General features: G+C 42.2%; 14 protein-coding genes and 1 pseudogene. 11 read left to right on the top strand and 4 right to left on the bottom strand.

All coding sequences use genetic code 11. From position 1 onward, the window contains the following. Window positions 1–124 precede the first annotated feature (124 nt). From GJB62_RS03820 to proB, 9 genes and pseudogenes are all read left to right on the top strand, one after another. On the top strand, window positions 125–2,278 hold the full coding sequence (locus tag GJB62_RS03820) for a pentapeptide repeat-containing protein (RefSeq protein WP_114083599.1): 2,154 nt from the start codon (window positions 125–127) through the stop codon (window positions 2,276–2,278). Window positions 2,279–2,397: 119 nt separating this feature from the next. Then, window positions 2,398–2,889, top strand: a complete 492-nt coding sequence (locus GJB62_RS03815) for a hypothetical protein (RefSeq protein WP_114083600.1) — start codon at window positions 2,398–2,400, stop codon at window positions 2,887–2,889. A gap of 144 nt (window positions 2,890–3,033) precedes the next feature. After that, entirely contained in the window at window positions 3,034–3,240 is a 207-nt protein-coding gene (locus GJB62_RS03810) for a hypothetical protein (RefSeq protein ID WP_012407131.1), read from the top strand. A 221-nt stretch (window positions 3,241–3,461) separates the two neighbouring features. After that, window positions 3,462–4,700 carry a GNAT family N-acetyltransferase gene (locus GJB62_RS03805; protein WP_181852887.1) on the top strand — a complete coding sequence of 413 codons (1,239 nt, stop codon included), beginning with the start codon at window positions 3,462–3,464 and terminating at the stop codon, window positions 4,698–4,700. Beyond that, on the top strand, window positions 4,700–5,176 hold the full coding sequence (gene ruvX / locus GJB62_RS03800) for a Holliday junction resolvase RuvX (RefSeq protein WP_114083602.1): 477 nt from the start codon (window positions 4,700–4,702) through the stop codon (window positions 5,174–5,176). Before GJB62_RS03805 ends, ruvX begins: the two co-directional genes overlap by 1 nt. 141 nt (window positions 5,177–5,317) lie before the next feature. Then, window positions 5,318–5,890 carry a DUF3727 domain-containing protein gene (locus tag GJB62_RS03795; RefSeq protein WP_012407134.1) on the top strand — a complete coding sequence of 191 codons (573 nt, stop codon included), beginning with the start codon at window positions 5,318–5,320 and terminating at the stop codon, window positions 5,888–5,890. Between the two features lie 206 nt (window positions 5,891–6,096). Further along, window positions 6,097–6,855: pseudogene (locus GJB62_RS03790) on the top strand (hypothetical protein). 53 nt (window positions 6,856–6,908) lie between these two features. Next, on the top strand, window positions 6,909–7,448 hold the full coding sequence (locus GJB62_RS03780) for a YqeG family HAD IIIA-type phosphatase (RefSeq protein ID WP_094327481.1): 540 nt from the start codon (window positions 6,909–6,911) through the stop codon (window positions 7,446–7,448). Between the two features lie 294 nt (window positions 7,449–7,742). After that, complete coding sequence (gene proB / locus GJB62_RS03775) at window positions 7,743–8,846, top strand: glutamate 5-kinase (RefSeq protein WP_114083604.1); 1,104 nt, start codon at window positions 7,743–7,745, stop codon at window positions 8,844–8,846. 17 nt (window positions 8,847–8,863) lie between these two features. Here the strand turns inward: proB and GJB62_RS03770 are convergent, their stop codons facing one another. From GJB62_RS03770 to GJB62_RS03760, 3 genes are read right to left on the bottom strand one after another with little or no spacing between them, the layout of a single operon-like run. Beyond that, window positions 8,864–9,505, bottom strand: coding sequence for an HAD family hydrolase (locus GJB62_RS03770; RefSeq protein ID WP_114083724.1), 642 nt, complete (start codon window positions 9,503–9,505; stop codon window positions 8,864–8,866). A gap of 21 nt (window positions 9,506–9,526) precedes the next feature. Continuing rightward, window positions 9,527–10,501: an ROK family protein gene (locus GJB62_RS03765; RefSeq protein WP_114083605.1), complete on the bottom strand. Its 975-nt coding sequence runs from the start codon at window positions 10,499–10,501 to the stop codon at window positions 9,527–9,529. Beyond that, the gene (locus GJB62_RS03760; protein ID WP_114083606.1) at window positions 10,502–11,254 is read right to left on the bottom strand and encodes a Mut7-C RNAse domain-containing protein; all 753 of its coding nucleotides are present in this window, start codon (window positions 11,252–11,254) and stop codon (window positions 10,502–10,504) included. Between the two features lie 407 nt (window positions 11,255–11,661). Here GJB62_RS03760 and GJB62_RS03755 point away from each other — a divergent pair, with 407 nt between their 5' ends. Beyond that, window positions 11,662–11,967, top strand: a complete 306-nt coding sequence (locus tag GJB62_RS03755; protein WP_114083607.1) for a hypothetical protein — start codon at window positions 11,662–11,664, stop codon at window positions 11,965–11,967. Between the two features lie 323 nt (window positions 11,968–12,290). Further along, window positions 12,291–13,268: a sucrase ferredoxin gene (locus GJB62_RS03750; RefSeq protein WP_114083609.1), complete on the top strand. Its 978-nt coding sequence runs from the start codon at window positions 12,291–12,293 to the stop codon at window positions 13,266–13,268. A gap of 219 nt (window positions 13,269–13,487) precedes the next feature. On the opposite strand, the gene GJB62_RS03745 is transcribed toward GJB62_RS03750, so the two are convergent. After that, window positions 13,488–15,083: a helix-turn-helix domain-containing protein gene (locus GJB62_RS03745; protein WP_114083610.1), complete on the bottom strand. Its 1,596-nt coding sequence runs from the start codon at window positions 15,081–15,083 to the stop codon at window positions 13,488–13,490. Between the last annotated feature and the right edge of the window lie 401 nt (window positions 15,084–15,484).

Here is a 15,484-nt window from a genome sequence, read left to right as displayed (position 1 = left end):
AAAGGCTCATGACTCTCATGACTCCTCAATTCTATTTCAATATGCTTTTCTTTTTGCCGATTAGCTGAGTCTATTTTAATTGTGCCGATCGCGGCGTAAAAATAATATCAAAGGGAATTATCTGATGACATCACCAATTGTGAGGAGAAGTAGTAATCAATCTGGTCAGTCAAAAGAACCGGAAAGAGCCAGTTCAATGTTGCTAGCAAGTAGGCGTTTTGCTGCTTGGGCGGCTGAAATTACACTAGTGGTTGCCAGTGGGTTGATTCCCTTCGGCATTGGTGTTTATGCCAATTCTAGAAGCGATCTTAACCGAGTACCTCTTAACCCCGTGCTGGTAGTTACGGAAAGAGCGATCGCTAGACCCCTAGCTCTGCCTGTGAGCTATGGTATCCGTAATGTGGCATGGCCGACTAATATTTTGTGGACAATCGCCCTGTTAGCGCCTGTAACTCTCTCATGGTGGCAATTGTACTTACTAGCTAAGACTGGTAGGACAATTCCGAAACGTTGGTTCAAAGTGCGGGTTGTTAACGAGCAAGGGAAGCCTCCCGGATTGGGGGCAGTTGTCATTAGAGAAGGAGTTGGACGTTGGACTGTACCTATTTCCATCGCCTATCTGCTTTGGCGCTACAGCTTTGCTTTCCCGAATTTGGGATTATTCACATTTTTGTCTTTATTAATGATTGTGGGTGAAGGGATAGGCTTACCGTCGCGTCGGGGTCGTCGCGCACTACACGATCAACTTGCAGGCACTTATACAATAGATGCGACTCGCCCCTTACCATCTTCGCTCTTAGCTAACAACAGACAAGCTCAATCCGCTGGCGGTAATAATGAAGCAGAAGGGCAAGAAGAAGAATTAACGGCAGCCGAAACCAACCATTCACCCAACCTGTGGCGGCGGATACAGCAAAATCCTAACCTGACTTTGTTTGGGGTAGGGCTTACGAGTATGACTGCTGTGTTGGCAACTTTAATCGGTACTCAAGTTTATATCCAAATTCAACAATCCCAGCGAGCAACTAAGCAAATTAATAGCCAACAGTTCCTCGAACTTGTCAAACAATTAACTCCCAACTCTGGGGCGACTAATGAGCAACGCCAAAGTGCAATTCTGGCTATGGGTGGTCTTAACGATCCACAATCCATAAAATTTCTAGCGGATTTATTGGTTAGCGAAACCAACCCCAGCCTCTTGGATACCATTCAACAATCTTTGACAACTGTCGGACCCCAAGCTATCCCCGAATTAAAAAATAAGAATCAGTTTTTGGTTAGCGAACTGGAGTCTGTGGGCAGTGCTGCAACAAAAGAGCGAGAATTGCGACAAGGGCGGCTACAAAGAAACCAGAGAACGATCAACAAAATTCTCTCTGTGTATAGCGGAAAAATGGAAGGCGTTGACCTTAGTAGCACCCAATTAGGTCAAAGCGGTACTCCAGGAAGTTCATTCTTCAACTTGGTACTAGACAACCTTGATTTATCAGGAGTTAAGTTTAAATCTGCAAATCTTAACCAAGCCAGCTTTAAGGGCAGCCGCTTTCGGGGTGCAGGTGAAGATGGACGCTGGGATACCTACGACGATGTAATAGCTGATTTAAGCCAAGCTCAGTTGCAGCAAGCCAATCTTACTGATGCTAACCTCAGTCGCGTCTTGATGAACCGGATCGATTTGAGCCGCGCCACTCTCAACAGAGCCAACTTATCTAACGCGCGTCTATATGACGCTAAACTCAACAGCACCCAACTAGTAGGAGCCGATCTGCGAAACGCAGTTTTGGAAAGAGCCAGCTTAACTGGGGCTGATTTAGGTGATGCTAAATTGAACGAAGCCAATCTTTACGCTGCCCGTTTAGGTCGTGTCACTGCTATAGGAACGCAATTATCCTTTGCCAACTTAACGAACACTGATTGGCAAGGAGCAGATTTATCAGGAGCCTATTTGGATCGTGCTAATCTCAGCAATGCGAACCTGAGCGCCACTCGTTTAGCTGGTGCTGTTTTGCGTTCTGCTCAGATGGAAAACGTTAACTTACAAAATGCTGACCTAAGTCTTGCAGATTTACGGGGGGCAAATGTGGCAGGAGTAGATTTTAAGGGGGCAATTCTCGCCCCTAGCAAAGAAGATCCAGCAGATCAATTTGTCAAAACCCCGGATTTAGGCTCAGTATCTGCCGTAGTCCAAGGGGTTGATTTTTCTAAAGCCAAAAATTTAGATTCCAAGCAACTAGCATACATTTGTACTCAAGGAGGCATTCATCCTCGTTGCCCGTAGAATGGAAGGGGGCAGAGGGGCAGGGGAGGATGAGAGAAACAAAGGAGACAAGGGAAGAATAATAATGCCCAATGCCCATTGCCCAATGCCCAATAACAAAATGGTGTGAGGAGTCGGTTATGAAGTATGTTCCATATTTGGTTTCAATTTTGGGGGCTAGCTTGGTCTTGAGTCTGGCGACTACTAAACCAGCACAAGCTCAAGTAGCTTATGGCAGTTATGTAGGTATAGGCCCCACTGTTGGTTTTACTGATGGTATCCAATTCGGGGGAGTAATCGCTGGGCGCTACAAGCTTTTGGAAGCACCGCTTTCACTGCGTGCCCAAGTGTTAATTGGTAATAATACAGCAGTTGTGCCAACCGTTTCTTACGATTTTCCTCTTAACTGGCAAGCTGATGCATACCTGGGTGCTGGGTTAGTGTTGGCTGGTGGTGGTGGATCTTCTCCTGTGGGCGACAAAATCAGTTTTGCTTTACAACCAGGAATTGATTATATGATCCCAAATAGCAATACTGTGCTTTTTGGCAACGCCATCATTGCTTTTGATGCCTACCGTGATAGCGGTGGTACAGCTATCTCTGTACAAGGTGGTGTTGGTTTGAGATTTTAATGGGTAAATAAAAGCCCTGCTGCGATCGCTATCCCTAAGAAGCGTTAAACTTCATTGCAAATTAAGAAGTTAGTCCAAACAACATGATAATTTTTTCTCATGAAGAGAAATAGCACAGGATTAACACAGGAGAACACAGTGGCAATGGAATCAAATTTATTAACAGATGCGGGCGCAGATGAAGTGAATCAAGATTTCAGTGAATATGTTGCCAACCTGCAACTTCACATGACTCTGCAAGCTCGCAATCTTGTTCCATCCCTGAAACAAACACTGGTAGATAGTCGCCAGCAATTACTCCATCAAACCCAAGCCCACTTTGAAAAGCTAGTTTCTCGACAAGGGCTGTAAATATATACAAATTTTCATCAAAATTCAAATAAAATAAAGGCAGATGTTGTTACGTTAACGCCAATGGTGTTCTCACAAGGTCTGCTTTTCTGCTTTTTTAAGTATTAAATTACTCAAATCACACTTTTGACGCACTAGTAAAGGGCAGAAAGCAGTTAATATTATTGCAGCAGTTCCTTTGAAGAGCAGTTAGTTAAGGCTAAATAGCGGCTCGAATAAAAATGACTTCATTACTTCCCAGAAACCTTAGCGTTGTTATCCGACCAGTCCAATACCGGGATCTGGACGGAATTGAGCGCATAACTCAAGAGTCATTCGCAGCCCTTACTCCCCAGGGAGCAGGTTTTGCCATCAGCCAGATGCTCATGCTGCGTCGCTGGTATGGATTACTCAAGTTTTTGAGTTGGTTTCCTAACCCACTCCAGTATCGCCTCTGTGCTTATGTGGCAGAGCAAGGGCGGATGCTTCTAGGAATGATTCAAGTGTCACCCTTTAACCGGACACGCAGCACTTGGCGCATCGATCAAGTGCTGTTAGAGCGTGGTGTCGATAAACAAGGAATTGGTTCGCAACTTTTGCGTCATTGCTTTGAATCGATTTTGGAAGCTCGCACTTGGCTACTGGAAGTTAACATCAATGACATAGAGGCGCTGGCACTATATCGCCAAAATGGATTCCAGCGTCTGGCAGAAATGACGTATTGGGAAATTGGGCCAGAATTACTGGCTGAATTGGCACAAGCAGAGCCAGATTTACCCAACCTTTTGCCAGTGAGTAATGCTGATGCCCAGTTGCTATATCAACTAGATACGGCATCTATGCCACCTTTGGTACGTCAAGTTTTTGACCGCAATACCCGCGACTTCAAAACCAGTTTATTCGGCGCTCTGACTGATGCAGTGAAGCAATGGCTGACGAAAACAGAAGTAGTCAGTGGTTATGTATTTGAACCCCAACGCAAAGCTGCGATCGGGTATTTTCAGGTGCAACTTGACCGGAAGGGCGAAGTTCCCCACGTGGCAACTTTGACGGTTCATCCTGCTTACACCTGGCTGTATCCAGAATTGTTATCTCAACTGGCTCGGATTGCCCAAGATTTTCCTCAGCAAGGGTTACAACTAGCCTCCTCTGATTATCAGGCAGAGCGAGAAGAGTATTTGGAGCGAATTGGGGCAAAACGCATAAAACATACATTAGTTATGTCTCGCTCGGTGTGGCATAAGCTACGAGAGTCTAAATTCGTCTCCTTAGAAGGAATTCAGTGGACTGATATGCTGCAAGGTTTACAACCAGCACGTAAACCGATACCAGGTGGAATGTCATGGATACAACCAGGAAAGCTGCCATCGCCAGATAAACCACTGCCAATTAAGTCAGAACCAATTAACTTTTCGGTAAAAAACCCAAGCATAGAAGCATCGCCGATTTCTGAATCAGCAGATGCAGAGCAGGAGAATTAGTGATATCCCAGGAGCAGCCAAAACCCTTTATTTCAGCTTTGGGACTAGATTTTGGTCGCAAGCGGATTGGTGTGGCTGGGTGCGATCGCACGGGTTTAATTGCCACTGGGATTACCACAATTGAGCGCACATCTTTTGAGCAGGATGTCGAGCAAATCCGGCAAATAGTTAATGAACGCGAGGTGCAAATCTTAGTTATGGGCTTACCTTATTCAATGGATGGCTCAATAGGATTTCAAGCGCGTCAAGTTCAAAAATTTACTACAAGACTTACTAAAGCCTTGAAACTGCCTGTGGAATATGTGGATGAGCGATTAACTTCATTTCAAGCAGAGCAACTGCTGATTGCTGAGAAGCGCTCTCCATCACGCCATAAAGCTTTGATTGACCGCAAGGCAGCCGCTTTGATCTTGCAACAATGGCTGGATGTTAAGCGTGCTAGTTCCCGTACTTCAGTTGCGGCTATTGAATATTGATACCTTTTAACATGATATTCTGAAAAACGATTAGCTAGCAGTTGTATCTACGTGTAAAGCTATTTTGTTGACAAAAATATCATTAAATAGTTAAGCGATTTTTCAACTTGCTGGTATTTATTAAATTTTTACATTTCGGCTATGTTTTCTCCTCCATTTCCTGAAGAAAATGATAACGCTCATGCGGGTTCCATCACTTTAACCGATGAAAAAGGGCGATCGCTCGAATGTTATGTAGAGCATTCCCTTGAGGTCGATGGACAAGAATACGTTTTACTTCTTCCTGTAGACTCACCTGTAGAGATTTTTTCTTGGGAAGGCGACGATGAGGAAGAAGAAGCGGTTCTGGTAGAAGACGACAACATCATTGAGCAAATTTTTGCCACTGCCCAAGCTGTATTATCTGAGCAGAATCTGATATTGAAGAACACAGCTTATGCTTTGACAGTTGCAGGTGATTTACCGCCAGTTGAAGAATCAGAACTCTTCACCTTAGAAATTGAAGATGAAGAGGCAGATTTAGATCCAGAGCAATTACAGTTACTTGCTAGCTTCTATGATGAAGATCAGGAGTATGCAATTTATACACCTCTCGATCCCCTGTTGTTTTTTGCACGGATAACAAAAACAGGTGAACCGGAATTACTCTCTCCAGAGGAGTTTCGCAAAGTGCAACCCCTGTTAGAGGAACATCTTTTTAATGAAGTAGAATAAAAATAAAAATTCAAAATGTTACATTTTCATTTTGAATTTTTATTTTAATCGAAATTTACTTAAACCTTTTGCCATATCCCATTAAATCTGGAAGCAATGAAACATTGACACAAAAGTGGGGTAATTTGTGTTGTTTAAGATTCTGAAAAAAGCATTTTAGCAAGGATTTTTAATCCAAAATCAAAAATTACCATGAGGTGCTGAAAATGGCTTATAGCGACTTTACATTAAGTAAATTTAAAAAGTCATTCAGCATCCGCATCGATGAAGAAACTGATTTATGTGCCGACATAGAACCTTTACAGGCAAGTGAGAAACTCAAAAATTCTTTAGAAGAAACTACAGAACTGGCTTTAGCAATTAATACTGAAAAAGCTCGTTCAGAAATGATTATCACTCCGATCTTGTTGGAGGTAAGACGCAGGGCTAATTATCCAATTAGTTTATTTTCGGAAACAGATTTTAATGTAGACGCAGAAAACGGTCTGAATGGCTATTGTGACTTTATCATCAGTCGTTCTAAAGAGCAACTAACAATTAATGTGCCTGTAGTGGTTATTATTGAAGCCAAAAATGAAAATATTAAAGGTGGATTAGGTCAATGTGCGGCCGCAATGTTGGCAGCACAATTGTTTAATTAACAAGAAGGAAATGAAATCAGAAAAATTTACGGCGCAGTAACTACAGGGGATATTTGGCAATACTTTTCGGTTAAACCCAATAATCTCTCTTTTGGTCTGGGGAAAGGTTAAAGGGTAATGGGGAAAGGGAAATTCAAACCCTTTCCCTTTCCCCTTTCCCCCTTAACCGAAAAGTATTGGGATATTTGGAAGTTTTTGAAGTTAGAAGAAAACGATATATTTATTGATTTGAGTAATTATTACATCAAAGAGATAGATAAGATATTAGGGATTTTATCTCAAAATGTTCAGGGAGACATTCCAGAATGCAGTTCGACTAACTAAACTATATTGGGTTATGCTCATTTGTCTGAGCTATTTAAATTTGACTGTTGACTATGGCCTGGAATAATCTTTTGCAACCTGACTTGATTTTAGAAGGTTCAGTGTTGAATCTAACACCAGATATTATCCAAAAATACGGACTTAAAGGGCTGGTGTTGGATGTAGACGAAACCTTAGTACCTTTTACAGTAGGGATGGCTTCGCCAGAACTACGAGAATGGGTGGAGCAAATTCGCACCTGTACTGCATTGTGTTTGGTAAGTAACAACCTGAGTGAAGCACGAATTGGGGGAATTGCGCGATCGCTCAATTTACCTTACTATTTGGGTGCAGCCAAGCCCTCTCGACGCAAAATTAGGGCAGCAGTCAGAACAATGGATCTACCAGTGCATCAAGTCGGGATGGTAGGCGATCGCTTATTTACCGATGTCATAGCAGGTAATCGCCTGGGGATGTTTACCATTCTAGTTGAACCGATTGTCCATGCAGACGCAGCCCTCCGCTCTCATCCCGTCCGCAACTTTGAAGTTTGGGTATCTGAAATCTTAGGAGCCTCCATTACCCCCAAGAAAAGCAAGATTCACAAAACTTAAAAAATCGTCAGGAAAGTAAATCTAAAGAAATGGTTAAGGAATCTTACTGGAAGTCAAAAATCGGGGATCATAAGTATTAATAACATGGGGTCAGCCAAAAAAGACCCTAACTCATACTAAGTAAATATACACCCGTAAAGCGTCAGCCTTCACTATAGAGGGATTGGCGCTTTACAATTTCTTTAGTCATTTGTCCGTTGTCATTCGTCCGTTGTCATTCGCCAGTTAGTAATGACCAATGACCAATGACTAATGACCAATGACCAATGACTAATGACTAATGACCAATGACTAATGACTAAAACAATTGTTGTCAAAATCGGTACTTCTAGCCTTACTCAACCAGAAACGGGACAATTAGCACTTTCCACTATTGCTACCTTGGCGGAAACACTTTGCCATTTGAGAACCCAGGGACACAGGGTAATTTTGGTTTCTTCTGGCGCTGTGGGTGTGGGTTGTGCAAGGTTGGGGTTAACTGAACGTCCTAAAGCGATCGCACTCAAACAGGCTGTAGCAGCAGTTGGACAAGGTAGGTTAATTCGGATATATGATGATTTGTTTACTACCCTGCAACAGGCGATCGCTCAAGTATTATTGACTCGCAGTGACTTAGTACAGCGCAGCCGCTATCTCAACGCCTACAACACCTTTCAGGAATTACTGGGACTGGGAGTGATCCCCATAGTCAATGAAAATGATACCGTAGCGATAGACGAACTAAAATTTGGTGATAATGATACTCTTTCGGCATTGGTTGCTAGCTTAGTAGAAGCAGATTGGCTATTTTTGCTCACCGATGTTGATCGGTTGTACTCAGCCGATCCCCGTTCCGTGCCAGATGCGCAGCCGATCGCTCTAGTTAGTAGCATTAAAGAATTAGCTGAATTACAAATAGGTTCCCAAGGTTCTCAGTGGGGTACTGGTGGGATGGTGACAAAAATTTCGGCAGCGAGGATTGCGATCGCGGCGGGAGTGCGGACTGTAATTACTCAAGGGCGATTTCCCCAGAATATAGAAAAAATTATCCAAGGTGAACTGATTGGGACGCATTTTGAACCGCAACCTGAACCAACTTCGGCGCGTAAACGTTGGATAGCTTACGGACTTTTACCTGCGGGTAAATTGTATTTAGATGAAGGTGCGATCGCGGCAATTTCTCTAGCAGGAAAATCGTTATTAGCTGCTGGAATTAAGGCATTAGAAGGAGAGTTTGACATACAGGATGCTGTGCAATTGTGTGACAGCAACGGTAACGAAATTGCCAGAGGACTTGTGAATTACAACAGCAATGATCTGCAAAAGATTCGTGGCTGTCATTCACGAGAAATTCCTACAATTTTAGGCTATGCCGGTGTGGAAACAGTTATTCACCGGGATAATTTGGTTTTGATTTAGGATGGAGCGCCGATAGTCTAATAGTGTGATAGCAAGGAAGGCAGTTGGTGCATAGAGTAAAAGATATGCGCTCCAGATGCCTCAAGTAGATGAGCCTCACTTTGCTCGGTGTAACCTAAAACTCTCATACCAGCAGCAACACCTGCACGTACACCCAAAACGCTATCTTCGACCACAGTGCAAGATGGAGCTTGAAATCCCATATTTTTAGCTGCATATAAGAATAAATCAGGTGCTGGCTTCCAACTTCCAATTTCATACGAACTAAAGATGCACCCTTCAAATCGAGACAACAGATTAGTGACACGCAAAGCTAACTTAATTTTTTCGGGTGGGCCACTGGAAGCAACGCAAATAGGTAGATTAATCTTGTCTAAAGCTGCCTCTATTCCTTCTACAGGACGTAATTCACGCTCGAATGCTTCAGCAGTACGGGTACGAAGCTGAGTTACAAAATCTTGCGGCATCTTTTTCCCAAGTCTTTGCTCAATGACAGCAACACAATCAGCCATTTTGCAACCCTTAAATAACAAAATAGCTTCTTCAAGTTTCATTGCCAGCCCAAACTCAGCAACAAATTTCACAAGAACGCGATTACCCAATCCTTCGCTGTCTACTAACACTCCATCACAGTCAAAAATAACTAATTCTGTTTGCATTACGCTCCACGCCTGACTCATTTACAAATTCGGGATTGTCATAGAAGCGATCGCCACAGCCCCCCACAAAGGCGCATCATCACCCAGCACCGCCGGTATAATTTCAAAATCAACCTCCGGTAAAGCCGTCTCCTGCGCCACCTGACGCACCACCCGCCAAAAATCCTCCCCCGCCTTCGTCACACCGCCTCCTAACACAAAGCGCTGCGGATTCATCAAATTCGCTACATTGCCAATACCCACGCCTAGCGCCCAAGCAGCCTTACGCAAAACTTCCTTAGCCAAATCATCCCCAGCCGCCGCCGCTTCACTTACCAACTGTCCCGTCAGCAACGTTAAATCACCCCCCACCAAACCCCTTAATACCTCTCCATCTCTGAGTCCTCCGCGCCTCTGCGGTTCGTTCTCCAAAATTTCCCTAACATTTTGCGCCATATAAGGCCCCGAAGCCAAACGTTCCACACATCCCCGCTTCCCACACAAACATACCGGTCCAGCCGGATCGACAACAATATGTCCAATTTCGCCAGCCATCCCACCAGCACCCCGCCAAGGCTGGCCATTGAGTATCCAACCACCACCTACACCAGTGCTGACAGTTATATAAAACAAGCTATCGTATCCCTGACCAGCACCAAAGCGATGTTCACCCAAAGCAGCAACGTTGGCATCATTATCTACACCAACAGAAACACCAAACTCATTCTCCAACAACTCTTTGAGAGGAATATTTTCCCAGCCAGCGACATGATGAGATAGTCGCACCGTCCCCATGGAAGCATCAACCGGGCCGCCAAAGCTGACACCGATCGCAGCAGGTTTTGCGTCTTCTAGCAGAGAGTAAATGAGCGATCGCATAATTTCCAAGTCAGTGCTAGCATTTGCACCTACTGGCGAGAGACGACGTTCATAACGCAACCACTTTCTCGAACCAATATTTACCAATGCAGCCGCAAGCTTAGTTCCGCCAAAATCGAGAGCTAAAATTAATGTCATTCACTCACCTTTTCTTGAGTTCAACACTTCATCAATAAACTGTTGTAATCGTTCATAATGGGAACCTTTCCAATAAATGCGATCGCAGTCTTGACAACGCTGGAATTGATCGATCTGGCATCGCACTTTTTCTGGCACTTGTTCAATAATGGATTGCTTATCTACACATTCTAATAATCCATTGCAACGCAAACACCGTTTAAATGGTGCAATTAATTTAAATAAGTCGAAGCGTTGTAGTACTTCTATAATTTGTTCTTGAGGGTTAGTATTTCTAACGTAATACCCATGCGTTACCAAACTACGCATTAATAAACCCTTATCACGAGTCAAGAGAATCCGCTCTTGCCTAGAAGATATTTGGGCTAATTTATCATCATCGTAGTCATTGCGGTATAAAGTATCAAAACCTAAAAGTCGTAATGATGTCGCCAGCTTCCCCAAATGAATATCTAAAACAAAGCGGATAATACTGAGCGGTTTTGGCAAAACAGAAATGCTTGGTATAATGGCACTCCTAGCTGAAATTGGATAAACATTGATAGCATCTCCATCCGAAACTATGTAAGAAAAATTTACATATTTACCATTAACATTTATAAAATCAACTTCGGGATGAGGGACACCTAACGACTCAATCATGTCCTTAATTGAAGCTTTCTCCTCAAAAACATGAGATATTTTCACCTGCTTGTGATGCCGTGGTAAAAAATGATTCAATTCTGCATGGAAGTAGAAATATGCGATCGCCATAGCCACAGATATTTGGATTACCCTACTGGCAAGAATTTGTCACAATTGCAAAACTCTATCTATTGTATTGAAAAAATCAATACTTGTTAAAGTGAGGTATTTCTACTATAAAATGCCCTTTTACCTTAATTAAAACTATAAAGATTCTCAAATACTTGCATTTATTATTGAGTTCAGTTACAGTCAAATCAGATGCCTATCATCAAACTCTGACATAAGTTTCAGGAAGTTAGATTAGGTAAGAAGGTAAATAACAAGTTTGTTAATGTTGATGTCAGTGATGCTGTTAATAATTGGTCACTAGTTTTCAACATTGATTTATAGCGCATGAAATATGGGGCACTAAAGCATTTACCCCTATTTTGGTTGTTTTTATTTTTCCAATTTAATTGAGAATTATTTGCAATATGTGTAAATTTATAGATATATTAAAAGCAGATAGGGGAGAAAGATACATAAACTCGTATTGGCTGATTCCGCATCGCTCTTTAGGAATATCTTCTTCAAAAGAAAGACAACAAACTAGATTTTTATATGTAAAAACAGGATTGCTAACTAACTATATAAATAACTTCAGCAAAACTTTAAACAAGTATCTTATTGCCAGCAATGTTTTTGGTTGTAGTATCGGCTACATTGATATTGCCAGCAAGTTAATCCTTGGTGACTCTCCAAGTAAGTTTGCGTTTATCTATAAGATTGAATTTATTTGATTTTACCCAAGAAAGGAAGTTAATGAAAACCGAGTTTCAGCAAGTGAAAATTTATAAAATACCAAAGAACAATAAAACTAGATACAAAATTAACGTCGCTCATACGGAAAAATCTATCTTGACACTATTTATCTTTATTGTGGAGAATTTATTAACCGGAAAGACCTCGATCAATAATGATGTTATAAAGTGGCTACCTAGTTTTAATAGGGAAATGAATATTGTTCTTTTTTATTTCCTTTAGCCAAGGATATTGTAGTGAAGAACACAAATGTATTTGTTAATACCTTTTGTCCATAAAATACGCTAATGAGTACAGCGAGATGAATACTTTTTTTTGTTCTGATGATTCACGGCAAGTAGGAGAAGATGTTATTGGTAGTGCCACTAATTATCAAACTTATATTTTAGTTGAGTGTCCTTTACCTTGGACATCAGAAGCCTTTAACTCCAAATGGGTACCCCAGAATTTGAGGATTTTGGTAGAAGAAGTGCAGCGTGCTAAACTACCGATTAGATTTCTTTTAATTGCTAATGATGTCTCACACAAAGTAAATCACACTACGCTTTTAATTTATCAAAAAGAAGACGGACTAAGTAATGGATACCATAAGCAAGAGTTTAAGCTAGGAAATATTGAGCAAGTGGCAGGAGTTGTCCAAAAATGGTTACGGGGTATCAGTTCTAATTTTGAAGTAGAAGCTAGTAGAACTAGAGATATTTTAGTTTGTACCCACGGTAGCCATGATAAGTGTTGTGCGAGATATGGCGCTCCTTTTTACTTCCATGTGAGAGCGAGTAATGCTGATTTGTGCTTAGATAATGTGCGAATTTGGAAATCATCGCACTTTGGTGGACATCGGTTTGCACCAACAGTTATAGATTTGCCAGAAGGAAGATATTATGGTCGTCTCGATCAAGATTCATTTAGATCGATTTTGACTCGTACTGGTGATATTCAATGCTTACATCAAGTCTATCGAGGCTGGGGAATTCTACCTGCTGCACTTCAGGTTTTGGAAAGAGAGTTAATTCTTTATAAAGGGTGGGATTGGTTTAATTACAAAGTTGCAGGCAAAATTTTAGAGCAAAGTTTAGACAATAGTACTATCTTAGCTGAACTTAGTTTTGAACAACCTTGTGGTTCTCTCTACACTTATCAGGCTAAACTTGTGAAAGATGAAACTAAGACTCAACAACTGAAGAGTTCATGTAATGCTACACGAGAGTTGGTAGTTACTAAATATGCTGTTGGTAGTCTTTGGATTACTTCTAGTAAGGTGATGAGTTATAGTACGTAAAAGATGAGAGTTTTGAAACGCAGAGGGACGCAAAGGGAAGCGCAGAGGTACGCGAAGTATTGCTGTATTTAGTATAACGCTGCACAAATACGTAACAAAATCTCTGCGTACCTTTTCGTTTCCCTCTGCGCCCCTACCCTGCGGGAAGGCGTACCACTTCGTGGAAGCAAGCTACGCGTAGCGTCTCGTAGAGAAGCGCCTATGCGTTTAAATTAAAAATCAAGATGAAGTCATATTTAAGACTTTTCGTAACAGAACTTGGTCTTCTAATTTGGCTTTTAAACGACCATTCTCGATATCTCGAATCCAGCTTTGGCTTTTACCTGTGAGTTTTGCCAATTCTCTTTGGGAAAGATTCAAATTTTTTCGCGCCTGCAAAATCTGTTCACCCAGTAAATCGTTTGTAGCTTTGGGCTTCTTTTTGGCTTTAGCAGTTCGCCGTTGCTTTTTTTCCGATTCTGAGATTTGCTGTTCCCATTCTGGTGGAAGTTCAAAAGCCAAAATTCGCGCATTCATTAGTAGATTCCACTTACCACGGGGGCCTGTGTCTGTGAGGCGAGTTTCAGAACCACCGTCGTTAGTCCAAAATTCTAATGCTTCATCTGGATCTTCGGGAAGATCGATTAACTTCGCCCACAAAGGTTGAATTTCTGGTGGGTAAGTAACCGGATCGAAAAGTGGTTTCATTCCATAGTGATTGAGAATTTCTAAGTCGCTTTCAAAGGTTCGCAACAGACGTTTGCGTTCTTCCCGTTGTCTGGATGCAAGAGCGACTTTTTCTTCACCGTAAGCAATACGCAGCAAGGTAGGAATGGTAATGCGTTGTTCTTTGCCCATTTTGGTTTTAAACAGCAACCACAGCATTAACCGAACCGCGCCTTCATGTTGCTGCCAAATGCTCATAACTGTGGTTAGCAGCGTTTTCGGAAGACTACCGTATTGATAGAATGCGGTTCGCTCTTTACATGCTTGTTTGTTTAAGAAATATTGTGCCCATAAGCCTGCTTTGACTTTAAAAGTTAACCCAATCAGATATTTGCATCCATGATTGTCTTCTTGGAAGTGGTGCTGAATATCTACTAAGTGCCATAAGCGGCTGTTTGTAACAGAGAATCCGTTAATTCGACCTTGTTGGGGCCAATCAATGGAGATAACCAGGGAGCAAGCTTGCTGGACAAGATTTTTCATTAAAGCTAGCTTGGCAGCTTTGCTCAAATCTTTGCGTTTCTCCATCCCCAAATATTTCTCGATTTGTCGCTCATCGATCGCAAATTCTTGCTCCCAAGGTTGCTCTAAGGCTGTGGCATAACCTGCAAAAATTAGATGTATGCAAGCGGCTCTGATGTCAAGCGCTTCAATTGCTGCTATATCGGTGGCTTTGTCATTAACTTGGAATGGATCTTGGATGTGAAAGGCGATCGCACCTCGTCCTTGATTGACTTGTCGGCTATAACATAGATACCCGTCTTCATCGGTTTCCCAATGTAGTGATGTGCGTTGCCCTAGTACATTACACGCTTCCCAAATTGCGATCGCAGAAGCAAATGGATTATTCTTGCCGTTAGAAAACAAGTCTAAACTGGTAGAATCTCTCGGTTCAACTTTGCATCTCCCCTTTTTTGCCTGCCAAGGAATGGGAGAATTAGTTGGACAAGCTATTACACATTGCGGTTCTGAATAATAGCCCTCACAATTATTACAAAGACCAGGATCAACCCAATATTCATTGTCCTCTATTTTGATTGCACCCGTAGGACATTGGGGGCGGCAGTTGTCACATCCAACGCAACTGTTGTTAGGAATTGTATAAGGCATTTGGCTCTTTTCCCACTCTAATCGTTGAGATGTCTGTCTCAGGTCTCCCCTGGATGAGTCCTGTCTATCAAACAGAATTCAGGAGTCAGAATTCAGAATTCAGAATGGGCTAAACCTTAGCTATCCGCTAACAGAATTAATTCTGTATGACACAACGATCGGGTCAGTGCATCGCTGGCAGATAGCGCAGCGTAAAGCCTTCGGCATGGCTTCGCTTAGAGCGAGTCCGCGTACTCCTACGGAGAAGCAAGCTACGCGCAGCGTCTCGTAGAGAGCGTCTGAATAAATGGGTTTAAGACCCCCACAAAATCTTTGATTTTATGGTCTGATTCTGACTCCTGGATTCTGACTTCTGGATTCTTCATTTATGACTCGCTACCACATAATCTTTCTGGTGAGAA

It is taken from the genome of Nostoc sp. ATCC 53789 (assembly GCF_009873495.1).
In the GTDB taxonomy this organism is placed as follows: Bacteria; Cyanobacteriota; Cyanobacteriia; order Cyanobacteriales; family Nostocaceae; genus Nostoc; species Nostoc muscorum_A.
Note: the sequence above shows the minus strand (reverse complement) of the source record. Positions and strands in the feature narration are given on the sequence as shown.